Annotated in this window: 13 protein-coding genes and 2 pseudogenes; 9 read left to right on the top strand and 6 right to left on the bottom strand. The window is 65.2% G+C overall.

The window, feature by feature from the left end; translation table 11 throughout:
- The first annotated feature begins 32 nt into the window (after positions 1–32).
- The gene (locus tag ABZW96_RS25370; RefSeq protein ID WP_355078117.1) at positions 33–8,528 is read left to right on the top strand and encodes an amino acid adenylation domain-containing protein; all 8,496 of its coding nucleotides are present in this window, start codon (positions 33–35) and stop codon (positions 8,526–8,528) included.
- Between the two features lie 89 nt (positions 8,529–8,617).
- Here the strand turns inward: ABZW96_RS25370 and ABZW96_RS25365 are convergent, their stop codons facing one another.
- Positions 8,618–9,937 (bottom strand): FAD-binding oxidoreductase, encoded by a 1,320-nt coding sequence (locus ABZW96_RS25365; protein WP_355078116.1) that lies wholly within the window; start codon positions 9,935–9,937, stop codon positions 8,618–8,620.
- 456 nt (positions 9,938–10,393) lie between these two features.
- Here ABZW96_RS25365 and ABZW96_RS25360 point away from each other — a divergent pair, with 456 nt between their 5' ends.
- The gene (locus ABZW96_RS25360) at positions 10,394–11,278 is read left to right on the top strand and encodes a hypothetical protein (RefSeq protein WP_355078115.1); all 885 of its coding nucleotides are present in this window, start codon (positions 10,394–10,396) and stop codon (positions 11,276–11,278) included.
- Between the two features lie 677 nt (positions 11,279–11,955).
- Here the strand turns inward: ABZW96_RS25360 and ABZW96_RS25355 are convergent.
- The 4 genes from ABZW96_RS25355 to ABZW96_RS25340 all read right to left on the bottom strand — a co-directional run bounded on the left by ABZW96_RS25355 (position 11,956) and on the right by ABZW96_RS25340 (position 14,066).
- Positions 11,956–12,198, bottom strand: coding sequence for a hypothetical protein (locus ABZW96_RS25355; RefSeq protein ID WP_355078114.1), 243 nt, complete (start codon positions 12,196–12,198; stop codon positions 11,956–11,958).
- A 154-nt stretch (positions 12,199–12,352) separates the two neighbouring features.
- Positions 12,353–12,790 (bottom strand): peptidase inhibitor family I36 protein, encoded by a 438-nt coding sequence (locus ABZW96_RS25350; RefSeq protein ID WP_355078113.1) that lies wholly within the window; start codon positions 12,788–12,790, stop codon positions 12,353–12,355.
- Positions 12,791–12,879: 89 nt separating this feature from the next.
- Entirely contained in the window at positions 12,880–13,779 is a 900-nt protein-coding gene (locus ABZW96_RS25345) for an AraC family transcriptional regulator (protein WP_355078112.1), read from the bottom strand.
- Positions 13,780–13,904: 125 nt separating this feature from the next.
- Positions 13,905–14,066, bottom strand: coding sequence for a hypothetical protein (locus tag ABZW96_RS25340; protein ID WP_355078111.1), 162 nt, complete (start codon positions 14,064–14,066; stop codon positions 13,905–13,907).
- A gap of 345 nt (positions 14,067–14,411) precedes the next feature.
- Between ABZW96_RS25340 and ABZW96_RS25335 the strand changes: the two genes are divergently transcribed.
- Both ABZW96_RS25335 and ABZW96_RS25330 read left to right on the top strand, forming a co-directional pair.
- Positions 14,412–14,948: a putative immunity protein gene (locus tag ABZW96_RS25335; protein ID WP_355078197.1), complete on the top strand. Its 537-nt coding sequence runs from the start codon at positions 14,412–14,414 to the stop codon at positions 14,946–14,948.
- Complete coding sequence (locus tag ABZW96_RS25330) at positions 14,945–15,454, top strand: putative immunity protein (RefSeq protein ID WP_355078110.1); 510 nt, start codon at positions 14,945–14,947, stop codon at positions 15,452–15,454. Before ABZW96_RS25335 ends, ABZW96_RS25330 begins: the two co-directional genes overlap by 4 nt.
- Positions 15,455–15,944: 490 nt before the next feature.
- On the opposite strand, the gene ABZW96_RS25325 is transcribed toward ABZW96_RS25330, so the two are convergent.
- Positions 15,945–16,259 carry a hypothetical protein gene (locus ABZW96_RS25325; RefSeq protein WP_355078109.1) on the bottom strand — a complete coding sequence of 105 codons (315 nt, stop codon included), beginning with the start codon at positions 16,257–16,259 and terminating at the stop codon, positions 15,945–15,947.
- 578 nt (positions 16,260–16,837) lie between these two features.
- On the opposite strand from ABZW96_RS25325, the pseudogene ABZW96_RS25320 reads away from it, so the two are divergent.
- The 5 genes and pseudogenes from ABZW96_RS25320 to ABZW96_RS25300 all read left to right on the top strand — a co-directional run.
- A pseudogene (locus tag ABZW96_RS25320) lies at positions 16,838–17,201 on the top strand (IS3 family transposase); the annotation flags it as partial.
- A gap of 338 nt (positions 17,202–17,539) precedes the next feature.
- Positions 17,540–19,156, top strand: coding sequence for a tyrosine 2,3-aminomutase (gene cmdF, locus ABZW96_RS25315; protein WP_355078108.1), 1,617 nt, complete (start codon positions 17,540–17,542; stop codon positions 19,154–19,156).
- Between the two features lie 2 nt (positions 19,157–19,158).
- On the top strand, positions 19,159–20,709 hold the full coding sequence (locus tag ABZW96_RS25310; protein WP_355078107.1) for an amino acid adenylation domain-containing protein: 1,551 nt from the start codon (positions 19,159–19,161) through the stop codon (positions 20,707–20,709).
- A gap of 15 nt (positions 20,710–20,724) precedes the next feature.
- Positions 20,725–21,975 (top strand): phophatidylserine decarboxylase associated domain-containing protein, encoded by a 1,251-nt coding sequence (locus ABZW96_RS25305; protein ID WP_355078106.1) that lies wholly within the window; start codon positions 20,725–20,727, stop codon positions 21,973–21,975.
- A 165-nt stretch (positions 21,976–22,140) separates the two neighbouring features.
- Positions 22,141–22,275: pseudogene (locus ABZW96_RS25300) on the top strand (leucine zipper domain-containing protein); the annotation flags it as partial.
- Between the last annotated feature and the right edge of the window lie 22 nt (positions 22,276–22,297).

Below are 22,297 nucleotides of genomic sequence, written 5' to 3'. Positions count from 1 at the left end.
GTGGCTACACCGGTCAGAATAAAGGTCTTGTCATGCAACAGTCTTCCGCTAGACCGATCGCTACCGGGAATAGGCTGTCCGACGGAGTTTTCCCGCTTTCGGCGGCCCAACGCGGAATTTGGTTCGCCCAGCACGTCGCAGGCGATGTCCCGATCTCTATTGCCCAGTACGTCGACCTGGCGGGATCGATCGACCTCGACCTGCTCGCCCCGGCAGCGCGCCGAGCCGGGCGCGAGTTCGGCACCGGGTATCTGCGCCTGATAGAAAGCGACGGTTATCCGTTCCAGTGCGTCGACACCACGCTCGACGATCGTGCACGCGTTGTCGACTTCCGAGGTGAGCGCGATCCCGCGGGCGCGGCTCATGCCTGGATGCGCCACGAATACTCGGCGCCCCTCGATCTGATGAACGATCGGCTGGCCTGTGTCGTCATGCTGCGGATCGCCGACGACCGCTGGTTCTGCTACTGGCGGATGCACCACATCGCGCTGGACGGCATGGGGGTCTCGGCCATGGCGCGACGCACCGGCGAGCTCTACACCGCGGCGATCGAGGGGAGGCCGCCCCCTGCCGCACAGGCCGAGGACCTGAGGAAGATCGTCGATGCCGATCAGGCGTACCGCAGCTCCGACCGTTTCGCGGCCGACCGGGAGTATTGGCTTCGGCACCTGGACGGGATCGCCGACCCGGTGAGTCTGGCGGGCCGTACCGCCGAAGTGGACGCGCATCCCAGACGTGTGGAGGCGGCGCTGACGCAGGAAACGGCTGCGTTGCTGGAGATGGTCGCGAAGGCGGCGTCGTCCGGTGTGGCGCCTACGGTGGTCGCAGCCTTCGGCGCCTATCTGGCTGCGATCACCAGTGCTCCAGAGGTGGTCTTGAGCCTGCCGGTCTCTGCGCGCACGACGGCGACGATGCGGCGCTCCGGCGGCATGATCGCCAACGTCGTCCCGGTGCGACTGAGCTTGCGGCCGACCACGACCGTCGGTGAACTGATCCGGGCAGCACAGGCTGAGCTGACCGGCGCGCTGCGGCGGCAGCGCTACCGCCAAGAGGACATCTTCCGCGACCTCGGTTGGCCGATGGACGAGGTAGCGACCTTCGGTCCGTCGGTGAATTTGATGATGGTGGACACCAGGGTTCAACTCGGTGCGGTGACCGGACGAGCGCATGTGCTGACGGCCGGGCTGATCGACGACCTCTACGTCAATCTGTATCCGGGCGTTGGGGGCGAGAGCACCCACATCGACTTCCAGGGCAACGCTAACCTGTACAGCGATACCGAATTGATCGCTCACCACAGCCGATTTCTGCGGTTCCTGCGCAGGTTCCTCACCGCTGGACCGGACGCGGCACTGTCCACGATTCCCGTCGTACCTGATAACGAGCTCGCCGAGCTCGCACCGGCACGCGGACCGACGAGCGTCGCGCCGCGCACGTTGCCCGAAATTCTCGCCGCGGGTGCGGGAATCGACCCCGGAGCGATCGCTGTCCATAGCGGGTCAGCTCGGCTGACCTACCGCCAAGTGGACGAATACACCAACCGGCTGGCACGCATCCTGATCGCCGCCGGTGTCGGGCCGGAACGCGGTGTGGCGATCTCGATTCCGCGCTCGATCGATTCCGTGCTCGCGATGCTCGCCGTGGCCAAGACAGGCGCCGCATTCGTGCCGATCGACCCGACCTACCCTTCGGACCGGATCGAGCATATGGTCGACGACAGCGGCGTCGGCATCGGCCTCACCGTAACGACCGCGCGAAGTCTGCTTCCGAATCGGGTGAACTGGCTGATCATCGACGAGGACGAGACCGGCCGGGACATCGCGGAGCAGAGTGCGGCCGCGGTCGACGATACGGTGCGGCACGCTGCGGTGCTGTTGGATCAGGTCGCCTACATGATCTACACCTCAGGGTCGACCGGACTGCCCAAAGGCGTCCTGGTCACACACCGTGGCTTGGCGAATCTGGTCGCAAACTCCGCGCAGGGTTTCGGCGTCGCCGCGGATTCCGTAATGGCACATGTTGTTTCGCCGAGCTTCGATATTTCGGTCGAAGAGATCCTGGTCAGCTTCGCCGCCGGTGCGACGCTCGTCGTTGTTCCGCCATCGGCGTACGGCGGTGAAGAGATGGCGGCGGTTCTGCGCGCGGAAGGTGTGTCCCACCTGGACGCCACACCGGCGGTCGTGGGATCCCTCGACCCGGCGACATTACCCAGCGTGCGCACTGTCGTTGTCGGTGGTGAGAGCTGTCCAGGCGAGTTGGTGGCCAGGTGGTCCGGTCGTTCTGTACTCAATGGGTACGGGCCCACCGAGACCACGGTCACGGCGACCTTGAGCGACGCGTTGAGACCCGCTGGGCCGGTCACGATCGGAAGTCCGGCTCGCGGTTTCTCGGCGGTCGTGCTCGATTCCTGGTTGCGGCCGGTGGCTCCCGGGACGATCGGGGAGCTCTATCTCGCCGGGGCGGGTGTGGCGCGCGGCTATCATCAGCGTAGAGGCCTCACTGCCTGCCGATTCGTAGCGAACCCTTACGCGTGCGGAGAGCGGATGTACCGCACCGGAGACTTGGCTCGCTGGACCGAGAGTTCCGGGAGATTGGAGCTGGATCATCAGGGTCGCAGCGACTTCCAGGTGAAGGTGCGCGGCTTCCGTATCGAGCTCGGCGAAATCGATGCCGTTCTGCGACAGCACCCCGGCGTCGACTTCGTGGTCACCCTCGGCAAGGAGACCGACTCGGGTTCCACCGCGCTGGTGTCGTACGTGCTGCCCGAACCGGGTGCCGAAGTCTCTGTGGACGCGTTGAAAGCGGCTGCGGACAAGGCGCTTCCGGCCTATATGGTGCCCGCCGCGGTGGTAATACTGGACAGTATTCCGCTGACACCGCTGGGCAAGGTAGATCGCACGGCACTGCCAGAACCAGAGTTCGGCTCGGACGCGCCTGTGGGCAGACCACCTTCGACCCCACGGGAGCAGGCGCTGGCCGCGCTGTTCGCCGAGGTTCTCGGGCTGGATTCGGTGGGCGTCGGCGCGAGCTTCTTCGCACTCGGTGGCGACAGCATCTCGGCCATTCAACTGGTCTCGAAGGCGAAGTCCGCCGGGATCGGCCTCAGCGCACGAGATGTATTCGAGCGCAAGACCGTTGCCGCTCTCGCAGCGGTGGCCACCGAGGCGCGCACTCCGGTGGCACGCGAGCTGCCCGGCGGTGGCGTCGGCGCCGTCGAACTCACACCGATCGTGCAGGCGATGCTGGACCAAGGACAGACCTGGCGCAGGCTCGGCCAGGCGGTTTTGGTCGGTCTACCGGCCGACGTGGACCACACACGATTGGTCGAGGCCGTGCAAGTGCTTCTCGACCATCACGACCTACTGCGCTCCTCGATGCGAAACACCGATCACGGCTGGGAATGGGTTGTCGCACCAGCCGGTGCGGTCGAGGCAGGCACCTTGGTGGACATCGTGAGCGCCAATCGCAATGGCGATCCGACGTTCGATGACGAATTGCAAGCTGCCGCGGACCTGCTCGATCCGGAGGCCGGAGTCGTCGCACGCTTCGTGCTGATCGAACGAGCGGATGCTCCTTCCTTGTGCTGGATCGTGCTGCATCACCTGGTGATCGACGCGGTGTCGTGGCGCACCCTGCTGCCGGATCTGGCGACCGCGGCCATGGGCCTCGCCCTGGCTCCGGTCGGCACCTCGTTTCGGCGTTGGGCGCACGGACAAGTCGACCATGCGGCAGGCCGCAGCGCCGAACTGCCGGTCTGGCAAAACATTTTGGCGACGCCCGATCCGCCGATCGGCACGAGCGCTTGGGACCCGGCCCTCGACATCGCCGCCACCGCGGGGACTTTCCGGACCATCGTCGTTCCGGATGTCGCGAACTCGGTACTCACCACGGTGCCGGACCTTTTCCACTGCGGTGCCGACGATGTGCTGCTGACCGCGCTCGCGATGGCAGCATGCCGCTGGCGTGATCGAAGGTCATTGCTTCTCAGCATGGAGGGCCACGGACGCACGGAGGCCGTCCTGCCCGGCGCCGATGTCGCGCGCACCGTGGGCTGGTTCACCACGGTCCATCCGATCGCCATCGATCTGACCGGCATCGACCTCGCAGACGCTTTCACCGGTGGCCCCGCGGCGGGCGCCGCGATCAAGACCACGAAGCAACAGTTACGCGCGGTGCCCGACAAGGGTGTCGGCTTCGGCATGCTCCGGTATCTGAACGCCGACACCAAGAATGCGCTCGTGGACGCGCCGACCCCGCAGATCAGCTTCAACTATCTGGGCCGGGTGCCGACCGACAGCGAGGCCGGGGCCTGGTTGCCGCAACGCTTCGCGGCAACGCGGGACGAGCGAGCGCCGCTGGCCGCGGTCGTCGATATCAATGCCGCACTGACCGACGACGGGCTGGAAGTGACGTGGGCATACGCAGCCCGGCTGCTCGAGGCCGTAGACGTCGAAGAGTTCGCCGATCTCTGGGCAGCCGCGCTGCGGGCACTGGCCGATCACAGCGGCAGCCCAGGAGCCGGAGGAAACACTCCTTGCGACTTCGACCTCGTCGCGGTGACGCAGGCACAGATCGACGCCTGGGAACGCACCTATCCGACTCTCACCGATGTCTGGCCGCTGTCACCATTGCAGCATGGCCTGCTCTTCCATGCGCTGTACGATCCCGAAGGCGCCGACGTCTATACGGTGCAGTCGCTACTCACGCTGACGGGTACCGTCGACACCGCGCGACTACGCTCCGCCGCGCAGACGCTGGTGGCACGGCACGACATCCTGCGGGTCGCGTTCGTAGAGACCGATGAAGGGCCCCGCCAACTCGTCGTCACCGACGCCGACATCTGCTGGCGGGAGATCGACCTGACCGGAATCGCCGAAGCCGAGCAACGACAGCGAGAACTCGACCGGGTGATCGCCCTGGACGCGGGCAGCCGGTTCGAATTGACCCGCCCGCCGCTCGTGCGCTGCACGCTCGTGCGTACCGCTCCCACGCAGTACCGGTTCGTGCTGACCAACCATCACCTTGTGCTGGACGGCTGGTCGACTGCGCTGCTGGTGCGGGAATTACTCACGCTCTATGCCACTGCGGGCGACACCTCCGCGCTGCCGCCCGCGCACTCTTACCGCGAATTCCTCTCCTGGCTGCGCCAGCAGGATCATGCTGCCTCGACCGCCGCGTGGGCACAGTACTTGGCAGGTATCGACATCCCGACACGGGCGGTCTCGACATCGACCGGCACGGAGGCGACAGGGACCGGGACGGTGTCCGCCGACCTGTCCCAGGACATCGTCGCACGTCTGCAAATGGCCGCGCGCGATTCGGGCACCACGGCGAACACGTTAGTGCAGGCGGGTTGGGCGATGCTGCTGGCCGTGCTGACGGGCCGATCCGACGTGGTATTCGGCGCGACGGTGTCGGGCAGGCCACCCGAGCTGGCCGGTGTCGAAGAATCGGTCGGTCTTTTCATCAATACGTTGCCGGTGCGTGTACGGTTCGATCCCGCGGAGCGGGTCGCCGACCTACTGGCTCGCATGCAGAGTGAACAGGCACGGCTGATGGATCATCAGCACGTCGGGCTCGCTGCGATTCACAAGACGGTGGGCTTGGCCGAATTATTCGATACGCTCACCGTTTTCGAGTCGTATCCGCTCGACCGAGGCGCGTTGTCGGCGCTGCCGGACATCGCGGGCATGCGGGTAGTCGACATCGAGGGCACCGATGCCACGCCGTATCCGTTGAATCTCATGGTGGTTCCGCTGCCCGGCAGCGACGGGCAGGCCATGCTGCGCATCAGCGTGAAGTACCACGCCGACCAGTTCGTGCCGGAGACAGCGCGCCTACTGTTGGATCGCTTGGTCCGGTTCCTGACTCAACTCGTAGGCAACCCACAGGCGCTGGTGTCCGAGCTACAGTGCTGCGACGACGCGGAGCGCGCCACGCTGCTGTCGGTGCGTGGACCGGCGTCGATGCCGCCGCGAACACTGCCCGAAATTCTCTGTGCCGGAGCACGGATCGACCACAGTGCCATCGCTGTTCGCGCGGGCGAGATAACGATGTCCTATGGCGAGCTCGACGCCTGGTCGAATCGTCTTGCCCGCGTCCTACTGCGCCGAGGCGTGCGGCCGGAAATGTGCGTCGTGCTTGCTCTCGGTCGATCGCTGGAATCGGTGGTGGCGGTGTGGGCAGTCGCCAAGACCGGCGCGGCGTTCGTGTCGCTCGATCCTTGCTATCCGATCGAGCGGATCGAGCACATCCTGGCCGACTCGAAGGCGGAGATCGGCGTGACGGTGACCCGCGAGACGCTACCGGGAACCATCGACTGGCTGCTGCTCGATGACCTCGTTACGCGCCGCCGGGTCGAGAAGGTCTCCGCAGCACCGATCACCGACGCGGAGCGCGGGAGTCCCATCCGCATCGACCACGCGGCGTACCTGATCTACACCTCGGGCTCCACCGGCGAACCCAAGGCTGTGCTGGTCAGTCATCGCGGGCTTGCGAATCTGGTGGCCGACTTGACCGAGTCACTGGACTTGGATCCGGCGGTCGGCGTGCTGCATGTGGCGTCACCGAGCTTCGACGCGTCGATCTTCGAACTGCTGACAGCACATGGCGCGGGCGGCGAACTCGTGATCGCGCCGCCTGACGTATGTGCGGGCGGAGAGCTGGATCGACTGCTGCGCGCCGAACGGGTCACCCATGCGTCGATCACGCCGTCGGTACTGGCCACGATGGATCCTGGCGGACTCGATCAGCTGCGGGTGCTTGCTGTGGGGGGCGAGCCCGCGAGGGCTGAACTGATCGAGCGGTGGTCGACCGAGCGTCGGATGGTGAACCTGTACGGTCCGACAGAGTTCAGCACTTGGGCGACCTGTCACCGCGATCTCGCCGCGGCAGCACCGATCACCATCGGCGGGCCGATCCGTGGCGCCGCGACCATGGTGCTCGACACCTGGTTGCGTCCGGTGCCGGTCGGCGTCGCCGGTGAACTGTACCTGGCCGGTCCCGCGCTCGCCCGCGGCTATTTCGGCCGTTTCGAGGCGACCGCGACACACTTCGTCGCCGATCCCTACGGCCAGCCGGGGGAGCGGATGTACCGCACCGGCGACATGGTGCGATGGGTCATCGGGGCCGACCATACATACGAGCTGGAGTTTCTGGGCCGCAACGACTTTCAGGTGAAGATCCACGGCCTGCGGATCGAACTCGGCGAGATCGATTCCGTGCTGTGCCGCGATGAACAGATCGAGTATGCGGTGACGATAGGCCGCGCCGGGCCGACAGGGGCAACCGTACTGGTGTCGTATGTGCTGCCTGCCGAAGATGTCACGGTCGACGTCGCGCATCTGCGTATGGTCGCGACCGCTGCCCTGCCCGCGTACATGGTCCCTTCCGTGTTCGTCGTGCTCGATACGATTCCGCTCAACGCGGTCGGCAAGCTCGATCGGACCGCCTTGCCCACACCTGAATTCGCGGACGGGCAGGCCGGGTACCGGCCACCCTCGACACCGACCGAAGCAATTCTCGCCGACATCTGCGCGGAGCTGCTCGGTGTCGACAAAGTCGGCGCCGACGATTCCTTCTTCGTTCTCGGCGGCGACAGTATCCTCGCTCTCCAGCTGGTATCCAGGGCCGAGCGGCGGGGCGTCCACCGCACGCCGTTTCAGGTGTTCCAGCACCGCACCATCGCCGCATTGGCCGCGGCCGCCGGGCGCATGGCCGATGAGCTGCCTCCAGTCGACGCCGGACCTATGCTCGACGTCGTGTGGCCGATCCGGCTCGGCGGCAGCGAACCCGCGCTGTTCTGCGTGTCTCCGTCCTCCGGAGTCGCCTGGCCCTACTCGGGATTCGCGGATGTGCTGTCGCCGGGCAGGCCGATCTATGGGCTACAGGCAACGGGCCTGGGCGGCGGCGAAGCACTAGCGCGATCGATCGAAGAGTTGGTCGATCGGTACATCCACGAGATCCGGATTCTGCAGCCGACGGGTCCATACCACCTGCTCGGGTGGTCGTTCGGCGGGCTCGTCGCGCACGCGATCGCCACGAAGTTGAGGAACGCCGGTGAGCATGTAGGACTTCTCGCGCTACTCGACACGGACTCCGCGGACATCGATGGTGACAGCATCGAGCAGCTTTCCGCCGGCGGCTTCGTCAGTACTTTCGGCCCGATGTTGGGTATTCGTGGTGTGCCCGCCGATGCGTCCGCGGAAGATGCCGCCGATCTGATTCGTACCCAGCTGGGCGGTGTTTCGCCGATCGATGCGGGCACAATCGAGCGTCTGACGCGGTGGTACAACATAGTGGCACAGATCAGAACCGGATATCATCGTCCCGTATTCGACGGGGACGCAGTGTATTTCAGTGCGACCGTCGACGCTTCCGGCAACTCGGGCCCCGGTGGATGGCGGCCCTACGTGACCGGCGAGATCGTCGATCACGATATCGGAGTCACCCATGACGAACTGACCGCACGACACGTGTTGCCGATCATCGCGCGCGTACTCGACGAGCATTTGGCCGGTCGAAGATGAACCTTCAGGACAGGCCGGCATGTCACGGCAGCTCGCGGAGATAGGTTGGGTCGGTCCGGGTCTGCGGAACAGTCATGACTGACTGTCGATCAGTGTGATGCGGGCGGGATGCTCTGCTCGTACTGGAAAATGTTGTGGGGGTCGTACTTCGCTTTGATCGTGCGCAGCCGCTCGAAGTGCTGTCCGCCCCAGTAGGCGGTTCCCCACTCTTGCATTCCGACGTTCGGTACGTTGACGTAGGCGCCGTCCGCGTAGGGCCGCAGCGCCTGGCTGAACTCGGCGGTCCAGGCCTGGGCCTGCGAGGTCAGCGGGTCGCTGGCGCCTGGTTGTGTTGAACGAGTCCCCCAAGCTGCGCCGATCTCACCGTAGAAAAGCGCGTCACGATGCGCGAACGCCGTGCCGCCAGGGGGTTCCGACTTGATCGCCCCACCGAAGGCATCGACGAAGTAGTTGCTGTCCTCTGTGGGAGCGTTTCGCATGAAGTCGCCGATGATGTCGATCGCCTTCTTCGGGAACGGCTCTTTGACGAACTGCGAGAAGAACTTCCAGTTCGCGGGCTCTCGCGGGAGCGGGACCTGGGCTCCCGCGAAAATATCGCCCCAGTTACCGACCTGCACCGTGACATCGGGGCGGCCGACCGACAGGATCGCGGCCAGCATCTCGGTGGCCTGTGCCGCCGCCCCCTCCACGAGCCACGCGGACAGCAGGATCTGGGACTTGTGGACCTCGAGCTCGGAACCCAGACGGCTGTCGGCGGACGGTACCGTACGCTGCCACGCCTCGAAGACCCCGTACAGGTCCCCGAGTCCATCCCATGTCGCCTGTACATAGGCGAGATGCTCGAGCGGATACACCTTGTAGGTGAGTTGGGTGACGATCCCGAAGTTGCCGTTGCCCGCGCCGCGAAGCGCCCAGAGCAGGTCCGAGTGGTGCTGCGAGTCCGCGTTGATCACCTCGGCGCAGTCGTCACCCGACGCGACGACGACCTCGGCCGCGATCAGGCTGTCGCAGGCCATGCCGAGCCAGCGGTTGAGTGGCCCGAGGCCACCGCCGAGCGTCGCACCGCACACGCTTACGCTGCCCTCGCTTCCGGTTGTGATCGCGAAATTCTGCTTCGCGAGCGTCGTCACCGCTTCCAGCTGGTTCAGCCCGGCGCCGACCGTCGCGATACGAGCGCCAGGGTCGATCCGGACCGACTTCAGCCGGCTGACGTCGATCACGATGCCGTTGTCGACGTTCGACCAGCCCTCGAGGGCGTGGCGGCCGCTGCGTACCCGCAACGCGACGTTGTGCTGCCGCGCCCACGTCAGGGCGTTCACCACGTCCTGGGTGTCCTGCGCGAAGACGATGACCAGCGGATAGTGCGAAAAGAGCTGATCCCAGCCGAGTCGGGCCTCCGTGTACGACACGTCACCGGGTCGGACGATGTGGCCGGTCAGCGTCGCGGGCGGGCATCCCGGGCTTTTTTCGGGGACGCTTGCGTCCGCGATATCCGGCGTGTCTGCGCCTGTGAGGCCCGAAACAACGACTGCTCCTACGCCGACGGCCGTCGACGTCCTGAGCAGGTCACGGCGAGAAAGATCACTCAAGGCCAAGTCCTCTCGATCGGCTACGCCAATACCGGGCTCCCCATGGAACTCTTACCCGCCAACCGCCGGGCAGTCCTTCGTTCTCGATTTCCGAACGGTAACGGGTGACGTGGCGGTGCGTTCCGACCCGCCAATCGAGGACGATCACAACCGCCCGAAGGCGTGACTCAGTAAGATTCGGACTCGGGCCGTGTCGGTTACGCGCGTCCCCTTTGCGTGTTACTCAGCCTCCAGAGATGGAGCTGCCCGACAGGTATGGCTCATTAGGCTGGCTGGGTGGAGTTCACAACGGATTTCGAGCGTGGTGGGTGGCTGCTGGCGCGCGTCGGCGAACACGGGGTCGGCGGCGTCGCTGGTACCGGCTTCGAGGCTTATGCGCGGATCCTGCACCCGGTCGAGGCGACCCGCCGCGATGTCACGGTCACCGACGAGTGGGGTAATCCCGAGATCGTGGAGGAGGTGAAGTGGCCGTGGGCCGAGGTCGCCGTGCGCAACGGCAGAGTGATGCATCCGCTGGTGCAGTGGCGCAACCTCACCGACGATGAGGACGAAGCGGCGATGTCGTTCGATGACGGCTGGAGAGTCGGCCAGACCGTCGAGGGGTGGTTCGACCCGAGTCTGCTGGCCGCGCTCACAGTCCACCTTCGCGCAGCCACCGAGGCACCGGAAGAGGTGACGGCTGGAGTGTGGAATGGATTCGGCGAGCTGAACACATCCTCGGGTACGGTGTTTGTCGCGTCCACCGACGGCGATCCGCAGAACCTCGAGCGCGAGCGAGCTCGAATCGACGCCGAGCTGGCAGCGTCTGTCGCGCCACAGGTCAGACGAGCGGTCCGGACAGGGCCTTTCCTGCGGTGGCCGGGACGCGACTTCATGCTGTTCGACACCAGTCTCTCCGAACTCGCCGACCCCAGCTGGGTGCATGCGGCGGGTCTGGGATGGACGACCGACTTCCCCGGAGTGACGCCCCAGCTGCTCTGGCCCGCCGACCACGCATGGGTCGTGGCCAGCGAGATCGACTTCGACTCCACGATCGTCGCCGGCTCACGGGCTCTGATCGACGCGGTTGTGGCCGACGATCGTTTCGAGGCCTTCGAGGTCGCCGAGAATTCGGATCTGAGCTGGTACGGCGACACAATCAACTCCGCGCCGAAGGACTGAGATGTCGGCGAGAGCTCGACCAGGGCGTGCAGCCGAGGTGCACGAGATCTCACGAAAAGGTCTGGAGACGGCAGGCACGGTAGATCCGACCTACTCGTTTGTTCCTGAACGGCCGTTCCCACGTGTCGTGGTGTCGCGGGGTTGGGCCTGGCGGGTGGTGTCGGCCAGCCATCCGCCAGACCCAACACCTCCAGTCTGGAGAACATCCGTTCTCAGACGCGGAGAATTTGCAGGAGTTTGCGGGTTCAAAAGAGTTCACAGCTTTCGACGCCGATTTTTCGGGCAGTCCCAGGGAGTAGGCCCGGTCTGCGATCCCAGGCTGCGAGTGCTCTTGCTGGGACGGGCGGGACTCCGACCTTGGCCGCACATGCGATGCCGCAGCGTCGGATCGAACTCTCTTGTGCCGCGAACACATTCGAACTGTGATTCCCAATGCCGCGACCAGCTCGCCAATCGCAAACGGATTCGTCCTGGCCCTCATCGTCGAGTGGCTCGAATCATTGGGAGACACAAGCTGGTCGTGGCGGCCGACTGCCGACGCCGGACCTCGTCGACTGACCTGTAGTCGCCGAGACCCGCCTGCCGGAATCGACCGCCACGCCTGTCCCGTTGGAGCGCTTTCGCGCTGTACCGGATCGGAGCTCGCGTGCCACCGAGTGCGGGGCACGGGCATCAGTTCATGCGGAGGTGGGGTTGAACTCGGCGGTGACGCGGTCCACGAAGTTCTTGGCTTCGGGGCTGTCGTGGTCGGTGGGCAGCTCCACGGGCTGTCCGTTGAGCGGGACGGTCGCCGGCCGATGGTTCGCCAGTACCTTTCCGGCGCCGTCGCCGAGCGGTAGACCGGCCAACGCCAAAACGCGGTTCATCACGGCGTCGGTGCCGACCGGCGGGAGGGCTACGACGCCCTGCGGCCACTGCACGCCTCCGATTAGCTGTGTATAGGCGCCCAGACGATCCACCACACCTGCGGGCGAATAATCTGCCTGGCCGCGACCTGACGTCGTCGCCCGCGGACGGTCGGTAAACCTCCCGGCTGCGCGCCGAGAGGGTTTACCGATTATTGTAAATTTCAACTCAGCCGCAGACCCACAGGGCATCGGCCTTGTTGTCACCGTCGGCGGGCACATTGCCCTTGCTGTTGTCGGGGACCGAGACGAGCAGTTGCCACTCCTGACCGGTCCAGTTGTAGACGCCGACCGTCTTCCCGGTGCGGTTCCAGTACGAGCTCAGACGATCTCCATTTCCTTCGTTGCCGATGTCGTGCAGCAGGCAGTTGCTGTCGACCTGCACGAACATGCCGGTGCCGTTGCGGTGGTCGTAGCCGCAGAACAGTCCGCCCGGGCAGTCGTAAGCCGCCGACGCCGGTGCCGGCGCGAGGGCCGCGCCGTATCCAGCGACCGCGAGGGTAGCCGCCGCCGCGACGCTGAGACGACGAAACAATGTGAGTGAGAACATGATTGACCCTTCGAAGCCGATAAGATCGAGTATCGGTGCGGCGGAAAAGCGCCGCACTCATGATGGGTGGACCGGACCGCCCGCGACTATCCACCTCGCGCGAGTTCTATCCGGGCTGCGCGGCGGGATCGGCGCGGCGCGGCGTTTCAGGCGCGCAGCGTAACCGACGGCGGCACACCCCATCGCCGTCGGTACAGGGCTGAAAAACGGCCCAGATGCCAGAACCCCCAGTCCGCGGCCACCGCCGCGACCGTGGTCATGGTGGGGTCCGCGGCGGCCAGCGCGGTGTGCACGCCCACCAGCCGGGCTTCACGCAATCGCGCCGTCGGTGTGGTGTCGAGGTATCGCCGGAAGCCCTCTTGCAGGCTCCGCACCGAAAGTCCCACTGCCTCAGCGATGTCGGTGATGGTGAGCATTTCGTGCGCATGGTCGGTGATGAGTTGTTCGGCCAGGCGGATGGGACGCGGCGTCGACTTTCCGGGTGCGTCGTCGAGCAGGAGCTCGGTATAGCTGTTCGGCTGGGCCAGCAGGAGTTGGGACATCATCAGCTGCTCGATCTGCGGCCGCAGCCGCGAATCCAGGAACAGGCCGGGGCCTTCGGCGTCGTCCTGCAGCATGCGCAGCGATTCGAACCAGGTCCGGGCGGCCGGTGACCGCAATTGCATGGCGACGGCCATCCGCAGCGGACGATCCGGCGGCCGGCCCAGCATCCGCCGCAAATGGTCGTCCAACGCGGCACGGTCGAATCGGACGAGCAGTTGCCTGCTGCTCTCGTGCCAGTTCATGTCCAGGGGCGCGTCCGGGTCCGGAACCGAGGCCACCGCAGGGTCGGAGGCGATATCCGCGGTCCCGTTGAGCACCCGGGCCCACCCGGCCAGCGGTATTTGAACCAGGCGGAAGGTTTCGATGGGCTCGGTCCGGATCCGAACCTGGACCCCGTAATGCTTGTAGACCAGGCCGACATCGCCGTACCGGACGACATTGCAGCTGGCCTCCATGGTGGAGGCGCTCGGATCGAGCCGGTGCTCACGCAGAATGCCGCTCATCCCCGCCCGGGCCACCTCGGGGTCGGCGGTCCGAAAATAGCGATGCCTCGACAGCGGTTCTACGAACATCCCGACTGCCCTCCAAGCAGCAGGCACCGCGCGAACGGGCCTGGATCAGTGGATATCTAAGGTATTCCGCCGAAACCTGCGGGCACGCAGTCGGTTTCACATTCCAGGAAATCGGCGAGGTCCTGGGTGGATCGACCGATGCCACCAAGATGATCGCCAGCCGGGCTCGTCGCAACGTCCAAGCCACAGATCAGCCGACGGGCCTCGGTCGTGATCATCGGGAAATCGTCCAAGCCTTCCCTGGGCGGCGATTCGAAGCGCTCCTGCGCGTCCTCAACCCGAACGTGAAGCTGACCGTAGACACCTCCGACCAGGGGTCAGTTGTCCGATGGCGTGGAAGCGGCGCTGGACGGGTGGGCCCGTCTCAGGTGTGGGGATGCTCGTTTCGGCTGTCCGGTCATTCGCGGCTGACGTGGCATCGCTTTGAGGGTTTACGGTCGCATCCCCTGGTTAGGTGACCACAACGTTCAATCGAACGTTCATGGTTACGATCGGAGGGTGTGAACCTCCGGTCAGAGCCTCCCCTCCGGCGCAAGCAACGCACCCCAGACTTCGCGTTGACCATGGACGAGATCAGGGCAGTGACGGCTTTTGCCATGTCCTCGGCAGAGCAGGTACTTCCGCTGTTCGAGGCATGTCACCCCGATGACAGCAGACCCCGCGACGCGCTCGCCGCCGCAGCCGCGTTCGTCCACGGAGGCCGCCGCTCTCGCGCCCAGCGGGTGACGGCACCTGCCGCCCACCGTGCTGGGCGAGAAGCGGCGGCGCCCGTGCCGTTTCACGCCGCGATGGCCGCGGGCGATGCCGCCGCATCGGCGTATCTGCATCCGCTGGCGGATGCCGCTCAGGTCAACCACATCCTGCGCGCGTCTGCGCACACCATCCGAGTATTCGAGCTGCGCCCCAGCGACGAATACGGCGACTCGGTCGAGCGCATCGTCGACCTCGCGACGCCACTGCTGATCGACGTCCTCCGTCGTTATCCGAGGATCGGCGCCGGCACGAACCGGCTCAGCCAGCTCGTGCACCAGCTCGACAACCGCCTGCGAGATGAGCGCACCCCGTCACCGCGGCACGAGCGAGGGGCGGAGCGGCGATGATCCTGCCCAAGGTCCGAGACCCCCGGATGGTGACGATCCGTCGGGGTGGCCGCCTGACCGATGCCGACCATCAGCTGCTCGCGCTGTGGGCGGCGGCATGCGCCGAGCACGTTCTCGGCCATTTCGAGCACGAACAGCCCGACGATCCGCGCCCACGAGACGCCATCGCCGCCGCCAGAGCGTGGGCGCGAGGCGACATGCCGATGATGCAAGCCCGGGCAGCAGGCGGACACGCGATGGGCGCCGCCCGCCCGCTGACCGGCGCGGCCCGGTTCGCCGCCTACGCCGCCGGACAAGCCGCATGCGTTGGACACGTCGCCGAACACGACCTCGGTGCCGCCGCCTACGCGATCAAAGCCGTTCGAAGCGCGCATCCCGGCAATCCCCAGGCGGGCCGGATCGAGCGTGACTGGCAGCGAGACCAGCTCACCGACCCCATCCGCGCCCTGGTCCTCGAAGACCAGGCCCGGCGCAACAGCATCTGCTGGTCGGTCTTCTCCGACTGAGCCGCACAGCATCTCCGCCGTATCGACCGCTGTCCTGGCAGTTTCCGGTCAGGGTGATCCGGTCTTCGAAGGGACCGCGAACGCGGTGCGTGCGGGCTTCCACCTCATCTCCCATCGTGCCCGGCCACGTCCGGTGGGGTCCAGCGAGCGGGTTACCGGCCCGCCACCGCTGCAGCGCGCACCACAGGGCATCACCAGAACCACGCTTCAGGTATAGGTATTCGACCTCGGTTTGGCTGATCTTGGGTACCCCGCAGACGGATTCGCAGCCGCTGATCGTTGTCCGGCCCGTCGACGATGGTCAGGTCGCCCAGGCTCAGGCCGACAGCTTCGCTGCGGCGCAGCGCGGCGGCGTAGAGCGCGACGGCCAGGCGATGCCGAGATCGCGGTATGGCACGACACGGGCGCGGTGCTCGGTCGCACGCTCATCCGGCTGTCGCCGAAGACGCAATGAAGTCCGTGCTGGAATAGCTGGGGCCGCGGCGGCCAGTTAGCCGCGCTTGCGGTTCTCGCGTACAACGACGTTGCCGTTGCCCGAGTAGGTGATTTCTTCGAAGGTCGGGAATCCCAGTTCATTCAGGGCTTTTAACGCCGTGTGCGAATTGTAGTTGCGCGTCTCGCCGGAGTTGCCCGGGACGCCTGTCGCCAGTGCGATCAGCTGGAGCGGGGGCCAGAGGACACCGTTGACAAGCACGCCATAAGTGTGCGGTTTGTCCGGCGTCTGGTCACGCGTGGCAAGAAAGACTTGGTCGGCAGTGATCTCGACGCGTTCGCCACGGATCATGATCTTGGTAGGGCTGGCCATATCGGACATCATGCCATCGCACCGAACCAATGTGAGCGGTGCAAGTTGGCCTGCCGCCCACGGTGATTCGTCATGACGCGGGTACCCGGTCCTGACTGAAGGCTCCGCAGGGCGAACGACGCAGCCGCCGCGCCGTAAGGGACTCGGAGGTTGGTCTGCAGCCAAGGCGGCTACTGGGACGTGATCGAGGACGGCCAACCGTACGTGTTCTGTACCACCGACAATAGGCCCAACCATCGCTCGGAAATCATGCGTTGCTATTACTGCGACGAGCGGGTACCTCGTACCACTCTTCAACTCGCGGTCGACATGCTCGACGAACAAGGGAACGGCCTGGACGTGAAACTTTGTCATCGACGCGATGAACTCAGAGATCAGCTGGGCGGCCTGCGCCTCCATTGATGACTGCTTGCAGTTCGTTGACCGTCGGCTCGCCGATCCGCCGGTCAGCCTGTCCGGGCATGTCCAGGAGTTTCGCCCAATAGATGTTGTAGGCGTCGGTTCGTCGGTCGCGCCAGCGAGTTGTGCCGTATCTGTGCGCGAACAGGACTGCTATTCCAACAGGATCGTCGGATAACTCCCTCGACTCGCGTATGAAGACCTCACTGGCGGTCAACGCTTCGAGCCCACGCCATCGCGGTGCGGGCACCGGCTGGCACGATTGTGCACTCCGAGAGGGGCAGCAAATTCCGGTCACGCAGGATCGTTAACTGCTGTCCCAAAAGGTATACGTGAATCCATCGGTAGCGTTGGAGCATGTGGTGACAACGCTACGATGGAGTACTTTTCGCTCTGCTTCAGCGCAATGCCCTCGACCGGCGGCGGTTGTCGACCAGGGCCGAACTGAGCCTGGAGATCGTGACCTGAATCGAAAAAACCTACCAGCGCAGACGGCGACAACGCGGACTCGGCAAAGTCACCCCGATCGAGTCCGGAAGATAATCAACCAACAGCGCTGGCTGCCTGAACCCATCAACCTCGCGGGTCAACCAAAGCCGGGGCAGTCCCAACAAGCCTGGCTGCAGGGCATGAGCAACAACTCCGAATTGGGCAGAGATCCGCCGGAGTCCGCCTCTCCGACCACCGTATCAGGATGGTTGACCGAGCTCGTCGTAATCCGGGCCAGGGCGTAGGACGGCGCCGCCCGAAGGTAGGCCGATTGGCTGATACCGGCGGCCCCGGCCTCCGTGTCAGGCTTCTATAGGCGCGGCCAGCGAGACTCGATACAACGAATCAGGCTGCGGCCGTGCGTTGTTGACGGTGACTTCAAGGAGTGTCGCATGCTGATTCGGGGCAGCGAATTGACCATTGACGACGTCTACGACATCGCCGTCAAGCAAGAGCCGGTGGAGCTCGATGCCGATCAGCTCGCGATGGTCGATGCCACGCATCGACGGATCCAGCGATGGGGCGCCGAAGGGCATCCGATCTACGGGGTCACGACGGGGTTCGGCGAGATGGTGACGAGAAGCATCCCACCGCAGTTCGAGACGGCGCTGCAGGGCAACCTCCTGCGTACACACGCGGCCGGTGGCGGCCCGCTGTTCGAGGACACGACGGTGCGGGCCATCTCGGTCACCCGGCTCAACTGCCTGATGCGGGGCTACTCAGGGGTTCGCCCCGAGACGCTGACATTGATGGCCGACCTGCTGAACGCCGGTATCCATCCGCTGGTGCCGCAGCAGGGATCACTCGGCGCCAGTGGTGACTTGGCCCCGCTGGCGCATCTGGCGATCTCGCTCATCGGCGCCGGGCAGGTCCGCCGAAAGGGGGTGATTCACTCTGCTGCCGACGCACTGGCCGACGCCGGTCTGCAGCCGACGCGCCTGGGATACAAAGAGGGGCTTGCGCTGATCAACGGAACTTCCGCGATGACGGGGGTTGCCTCTGTTTCACTCGTCCGGGCACGTCGCCTGCTGCGGGTGGCGCTGTGGGCCTCGGCCACGTTCCTGCAGGTGATGCAGGGCTCGACCGGGGCATTTGAGCCGCGCGGTCACGAGCTGAAGAATCACGCGGGACAGTGCGAGGTGGCCGAGGTGGTCCTCGGGCTGCTCGGTGGTAGCGAACTCACCCGAGACCACGGTGAGGTGATGCAGCTCATCCAGGCGGAGGCGGCGAACTCTGGGAGGGTAACCAAGGTTCACGACTATCTCCAGGACGCGTACACCTTGCGGTGCATTCCCCAGATCGTCGGTCCCATCGTCGAGACTCTCGAATATTGTCGGCGCCTGGTGGAGGAAGAACTGAATTCGTGCAACGACAACCCGCTCATCTTCGATTCGCCCGAGACCATTTTCCACGGCGGCAACTTCCACGGCCAGTATGTCGCCATGGCATGCGATTTCCTCAATGTTGCCGTATGCGAAATCGGGGTGCTGGCCGAGCGTCAGGTGAACCGGATACTCGATCCTCACCTGAACCGTTCGTATCCCGCGTTCCTGGCCTTCGGCGACGAGGGGCTGAACTCCGGTCTGCAGGGCTCACAGTACCTGGCGACCAGCATCGCCTCGGAGAACCTGGACCTCGCGGCTCCGGCGTCAGTCAAGTCGATCCCTTCCAACGGGCAGAACCAGGACGTGGTGAGCATGGGCCTGATCGCCGCCCGGAAGTCGTGCACGCTCATCGACAACGTGTACACGATCGTCTCGGTGCTCGTCGCGGCCTGTTATCAGGCCGCGACGATGGTGGGTATCGAGAAGTTCAGTCCCGGTACCCGGGGTCTGCTCGAGCGCCTCGAACAGGCGACCCCAGCCTTCCGCGACGACGCGGGTGTCGCCTCGGAATTCCTGGCCACGGTGCGCCGGACGGTTCTCGACCCGGGCGTGGACGATCTGCTTCCGTCGTTGCCGAGTTGTGCAGGTTCCCGTCGTCTCTCCGGCTTCGCACCGGTGCAGTGACGATGTCAGAGACGGCACGAATGCGTTCGGCATTCATTCCGGAGCACGTGCGCGCACACGCGGCGACGCGTCCCGACGCTCCGGCTGTTGGTGACCTCACCTACGGCCGCCTGGAGGCTTGGACGGACCAGGTCGTCGGCACCTTGCTCGACTGGGGCATCCGGCCCGGGGATCGCGTGGCCACCCGGCTCGGGGTCGGCCCCGAGTTCGTCGTGGTATTCCTCGCGCTGATGCGGGCCGGTGCTGTCACGGTGCCGCTGGCGGTGTCGTCGACCGGATGGGACCGCGAGGTCCTGACCGACTCGCCCCCGGGAATTGTCGTCGTCTCCGCCGACTGCCCGTCCGGGTCCACCGGGTGGGCCGCATCCGAGGATCGGCGTCCGCTCCCGCCGTTCGACCCCTCGCGCCCCGCCCAGAATGCTCTGCGGGACAACCATATTCGGCAACCCGAGATCGATCTGGACGCTCCCTGCTACACGGTGTTCACCTCGGGCTCGAGCGGGCGACCGAAAGCCGTCACACAGTCCCATCGGGCCTTCACCGATCTGGTCTGCTGGATGGTTCGGGAATTCCGGTTGGCGCCTCCGGTGAAATGGGCCCAGTGGGCCTCGACACACTACGACGCGAGTCTCTGCGAGATCGCTGCCACGCTCGTTGCCGGCGGCACTGTCGTTCCCCTGCCGGACGAGGTCAAATACGACGCACGCCGGATCGTGAAATTTCTGGCCGAGGAGGACGTGCACGTTCTGCAAACCGTTCCGAGTTTCGCGCGCGAAATCGTCCATGCCCTCGACAACGGCAGCGCGTCGAGTGGGCTGCCGCCACTGTCGTGTCTGCTCCTGACAGGAGAACCGCTGCCGGGAAACCTGGCGGCCGCATTGCGGGCGCACCTGCCAGCCACTCGGCTGATCAATCTGTACGGGCCTACCGAGACCATCCTGGCGACGTGGATGGAGGTGCCGGAGGCGCGATGGTCCGAGACCGTGCCGGTCGGCCGCGCGATTCCCGGGTATCGCGTCTTCGTCGTCAACGGCGACGACCGACTCTGCGACAACGGCTCCGTCGGCGAGATCGTGATCTGCGCGCCGTCCCTCCCCGACGGCTACACCGCAGGCGCCGATGCGGACGGCGCTGCGAGGTTTGGCCCCTTTTCCCCGCCCGGCGCGGCGGAGTCCCTGCGGTGCTACCGCACCGGCGATCTGGGCCGATGGCGAACTGACGGCCTCCTCGAATGGTGTGGTCGCGCGGATCGCCAGATCAAACTCCGCGGGACGCGCGTGGAGCCAGCGGAGATCGAATCCGCGGCGATCGAGCATCCGGCCGTCATCGACTGCGTCGTGGTCGGAATTGCGGGCACCGATGGGCTGGTCGATTTTCTGGTCGCCTATGTCGCTGCAGGGGTGAATTCGCTGTCGGCCGAGGATATTCGCGAACACCTGCGCCGGCGACTCGACGCGGATCTCATGCCGTCGGAGTTTGTCGTGCTACCGGCATTGCCGCGCAACAGTGGGGGAAAGGTGGATCTCGCGCGCCTCCAGCGCCCGGTACATTGATCGAGGAGGCCAGTCGTGGACCTGGATGGGACCGAATCGATTTCGCCACTTCGTGGTTACTCGTCGCATATAGGTTTCGAGATCAGTACGTTCCTCGCAGACACTGTGCGGGAACTCCGCGGATCGGGCACCGGACCCGGCCAGTGGTCCCCTCCGGTGCGAGCGTTCGCCGACCTGCTGAGGCGCGACCCAATCGTACACATGTACACGCAGGCCATGCTCGACGAGGTGCCAGAGCCGAACCGCACGGTCTCCGACATCCCCGAGCTGGTCCGGGCACTAGACCTGCTGTCGACACGCGCTCCGGAATACAATCCGCACCCAGGGCGGTCGAACTTCTTCCCGGCCTCGACGCTGTTCGTGCATATGATGGAGACTCCGGCAGGCCGGGTGCTCTGTCGCAACACTGCGTTCAACGACGGATTGCGGCGAATCCTCGCGAGCTGGTGCGGGTACCTCGACTCCCCGGAATCACGCGGTGTGCTGCATACCGGAGATAACGGGTGGTTGTGCGCATCCTCGTACGAGAAGAACAATCTGCACGAATACATCATTCCCAACCCAGCGGATCCTCACTGGGGCTTCGCGTCGTTCAACGACTTCTTCCACAGGCAGATCCGGACAGATAGGCGCCCTGTCGCCGCCCCGGACGACTCGCGAGTGATCGTGTCCCCCAATGACGGCACGCTTTACAAGGTAGCCCAGGACGTCAGAGGCTTCGATCGATTCTGGATCAAGTCCCAGCCCTACTCGATCTATCACATGCTCAACGGTGACCGTATTTCATGGAAATTCGTAGGAGGGACCGTATTCCAGAGCTTTCTCGACGGCCGGAACTATCATCGCTTCTGGTCACCGACCGCGGGAACCGTGACCAAGATCGAGACCGTGGCTGGGCTGATGTTCAGTAGTGTCGATGCTCTCGGGGGTGACACGACCGCAGGCACATACTCCCAGGCCTACATGTCATGTGTAAACACCAGAACCATCGTCACCATCAATGCCGAGCATCCGGGCATCGGGACATTCTGCCTGGTCGCTATTGGTATCTCCGAAGTATCGTCCATCTCGATGTCCGTAGAGGTGGGCAGCAGGGTGCGCAAGGGCGCAGAGCTCGGGTATTTCAGCTACGGTGGAAGCAGCGTGTGCCTGGTCTTCCGTCCCCGTGCGATCCGCGAATTCACCATCGACACCGAGCTCACCGGCACCGAGCTCGGTGTGCGGGGGATCGAGTTGCGGGCCGGCCAGGGAATCGCAGTGCACTAGTTGTTCTGGGTCGTGAACTTGGTGACGCGGGCATCGGTGAGCTGAAAGGGGCGGTTCTTTCGGCGGCAGGATGTGAAGCGCCAACTCACACATCCGCCACGCGACCGAAAGAACCGCCGTGTCCCACCGTGATGCCCTTTAACTGTCGAGGGCCGTCACCGGCTCGTGGACCGCTGCGGGACGAGCCCGATCGCCCATGTCGCTCCCGAGATGGGTATCTCCTGGCAATGTGCGTCGAAGTGGATCAACAGATTCCGTCAGCACGGCGAGCTCGGACTGCCCGACCGGTCCAGCACCCCCGCATCGGGCATCGTCAGCCACC

Origin of the sequence: Nocardia sp. NPDC004168, from assembly GCF_040610355.1 — a bacterium.
In the GTDB taxonomy this organism is placed as follows: domain Bacteria; phylum Actinomycetota; class Actinomycetes; order Mycobacteriales; family Mycobacteriaceae; genus Nocardia; species Nocardia sichangensis.
This window is presented reverse-complemented; position numbering and strand designations above follow the sequence as displayed.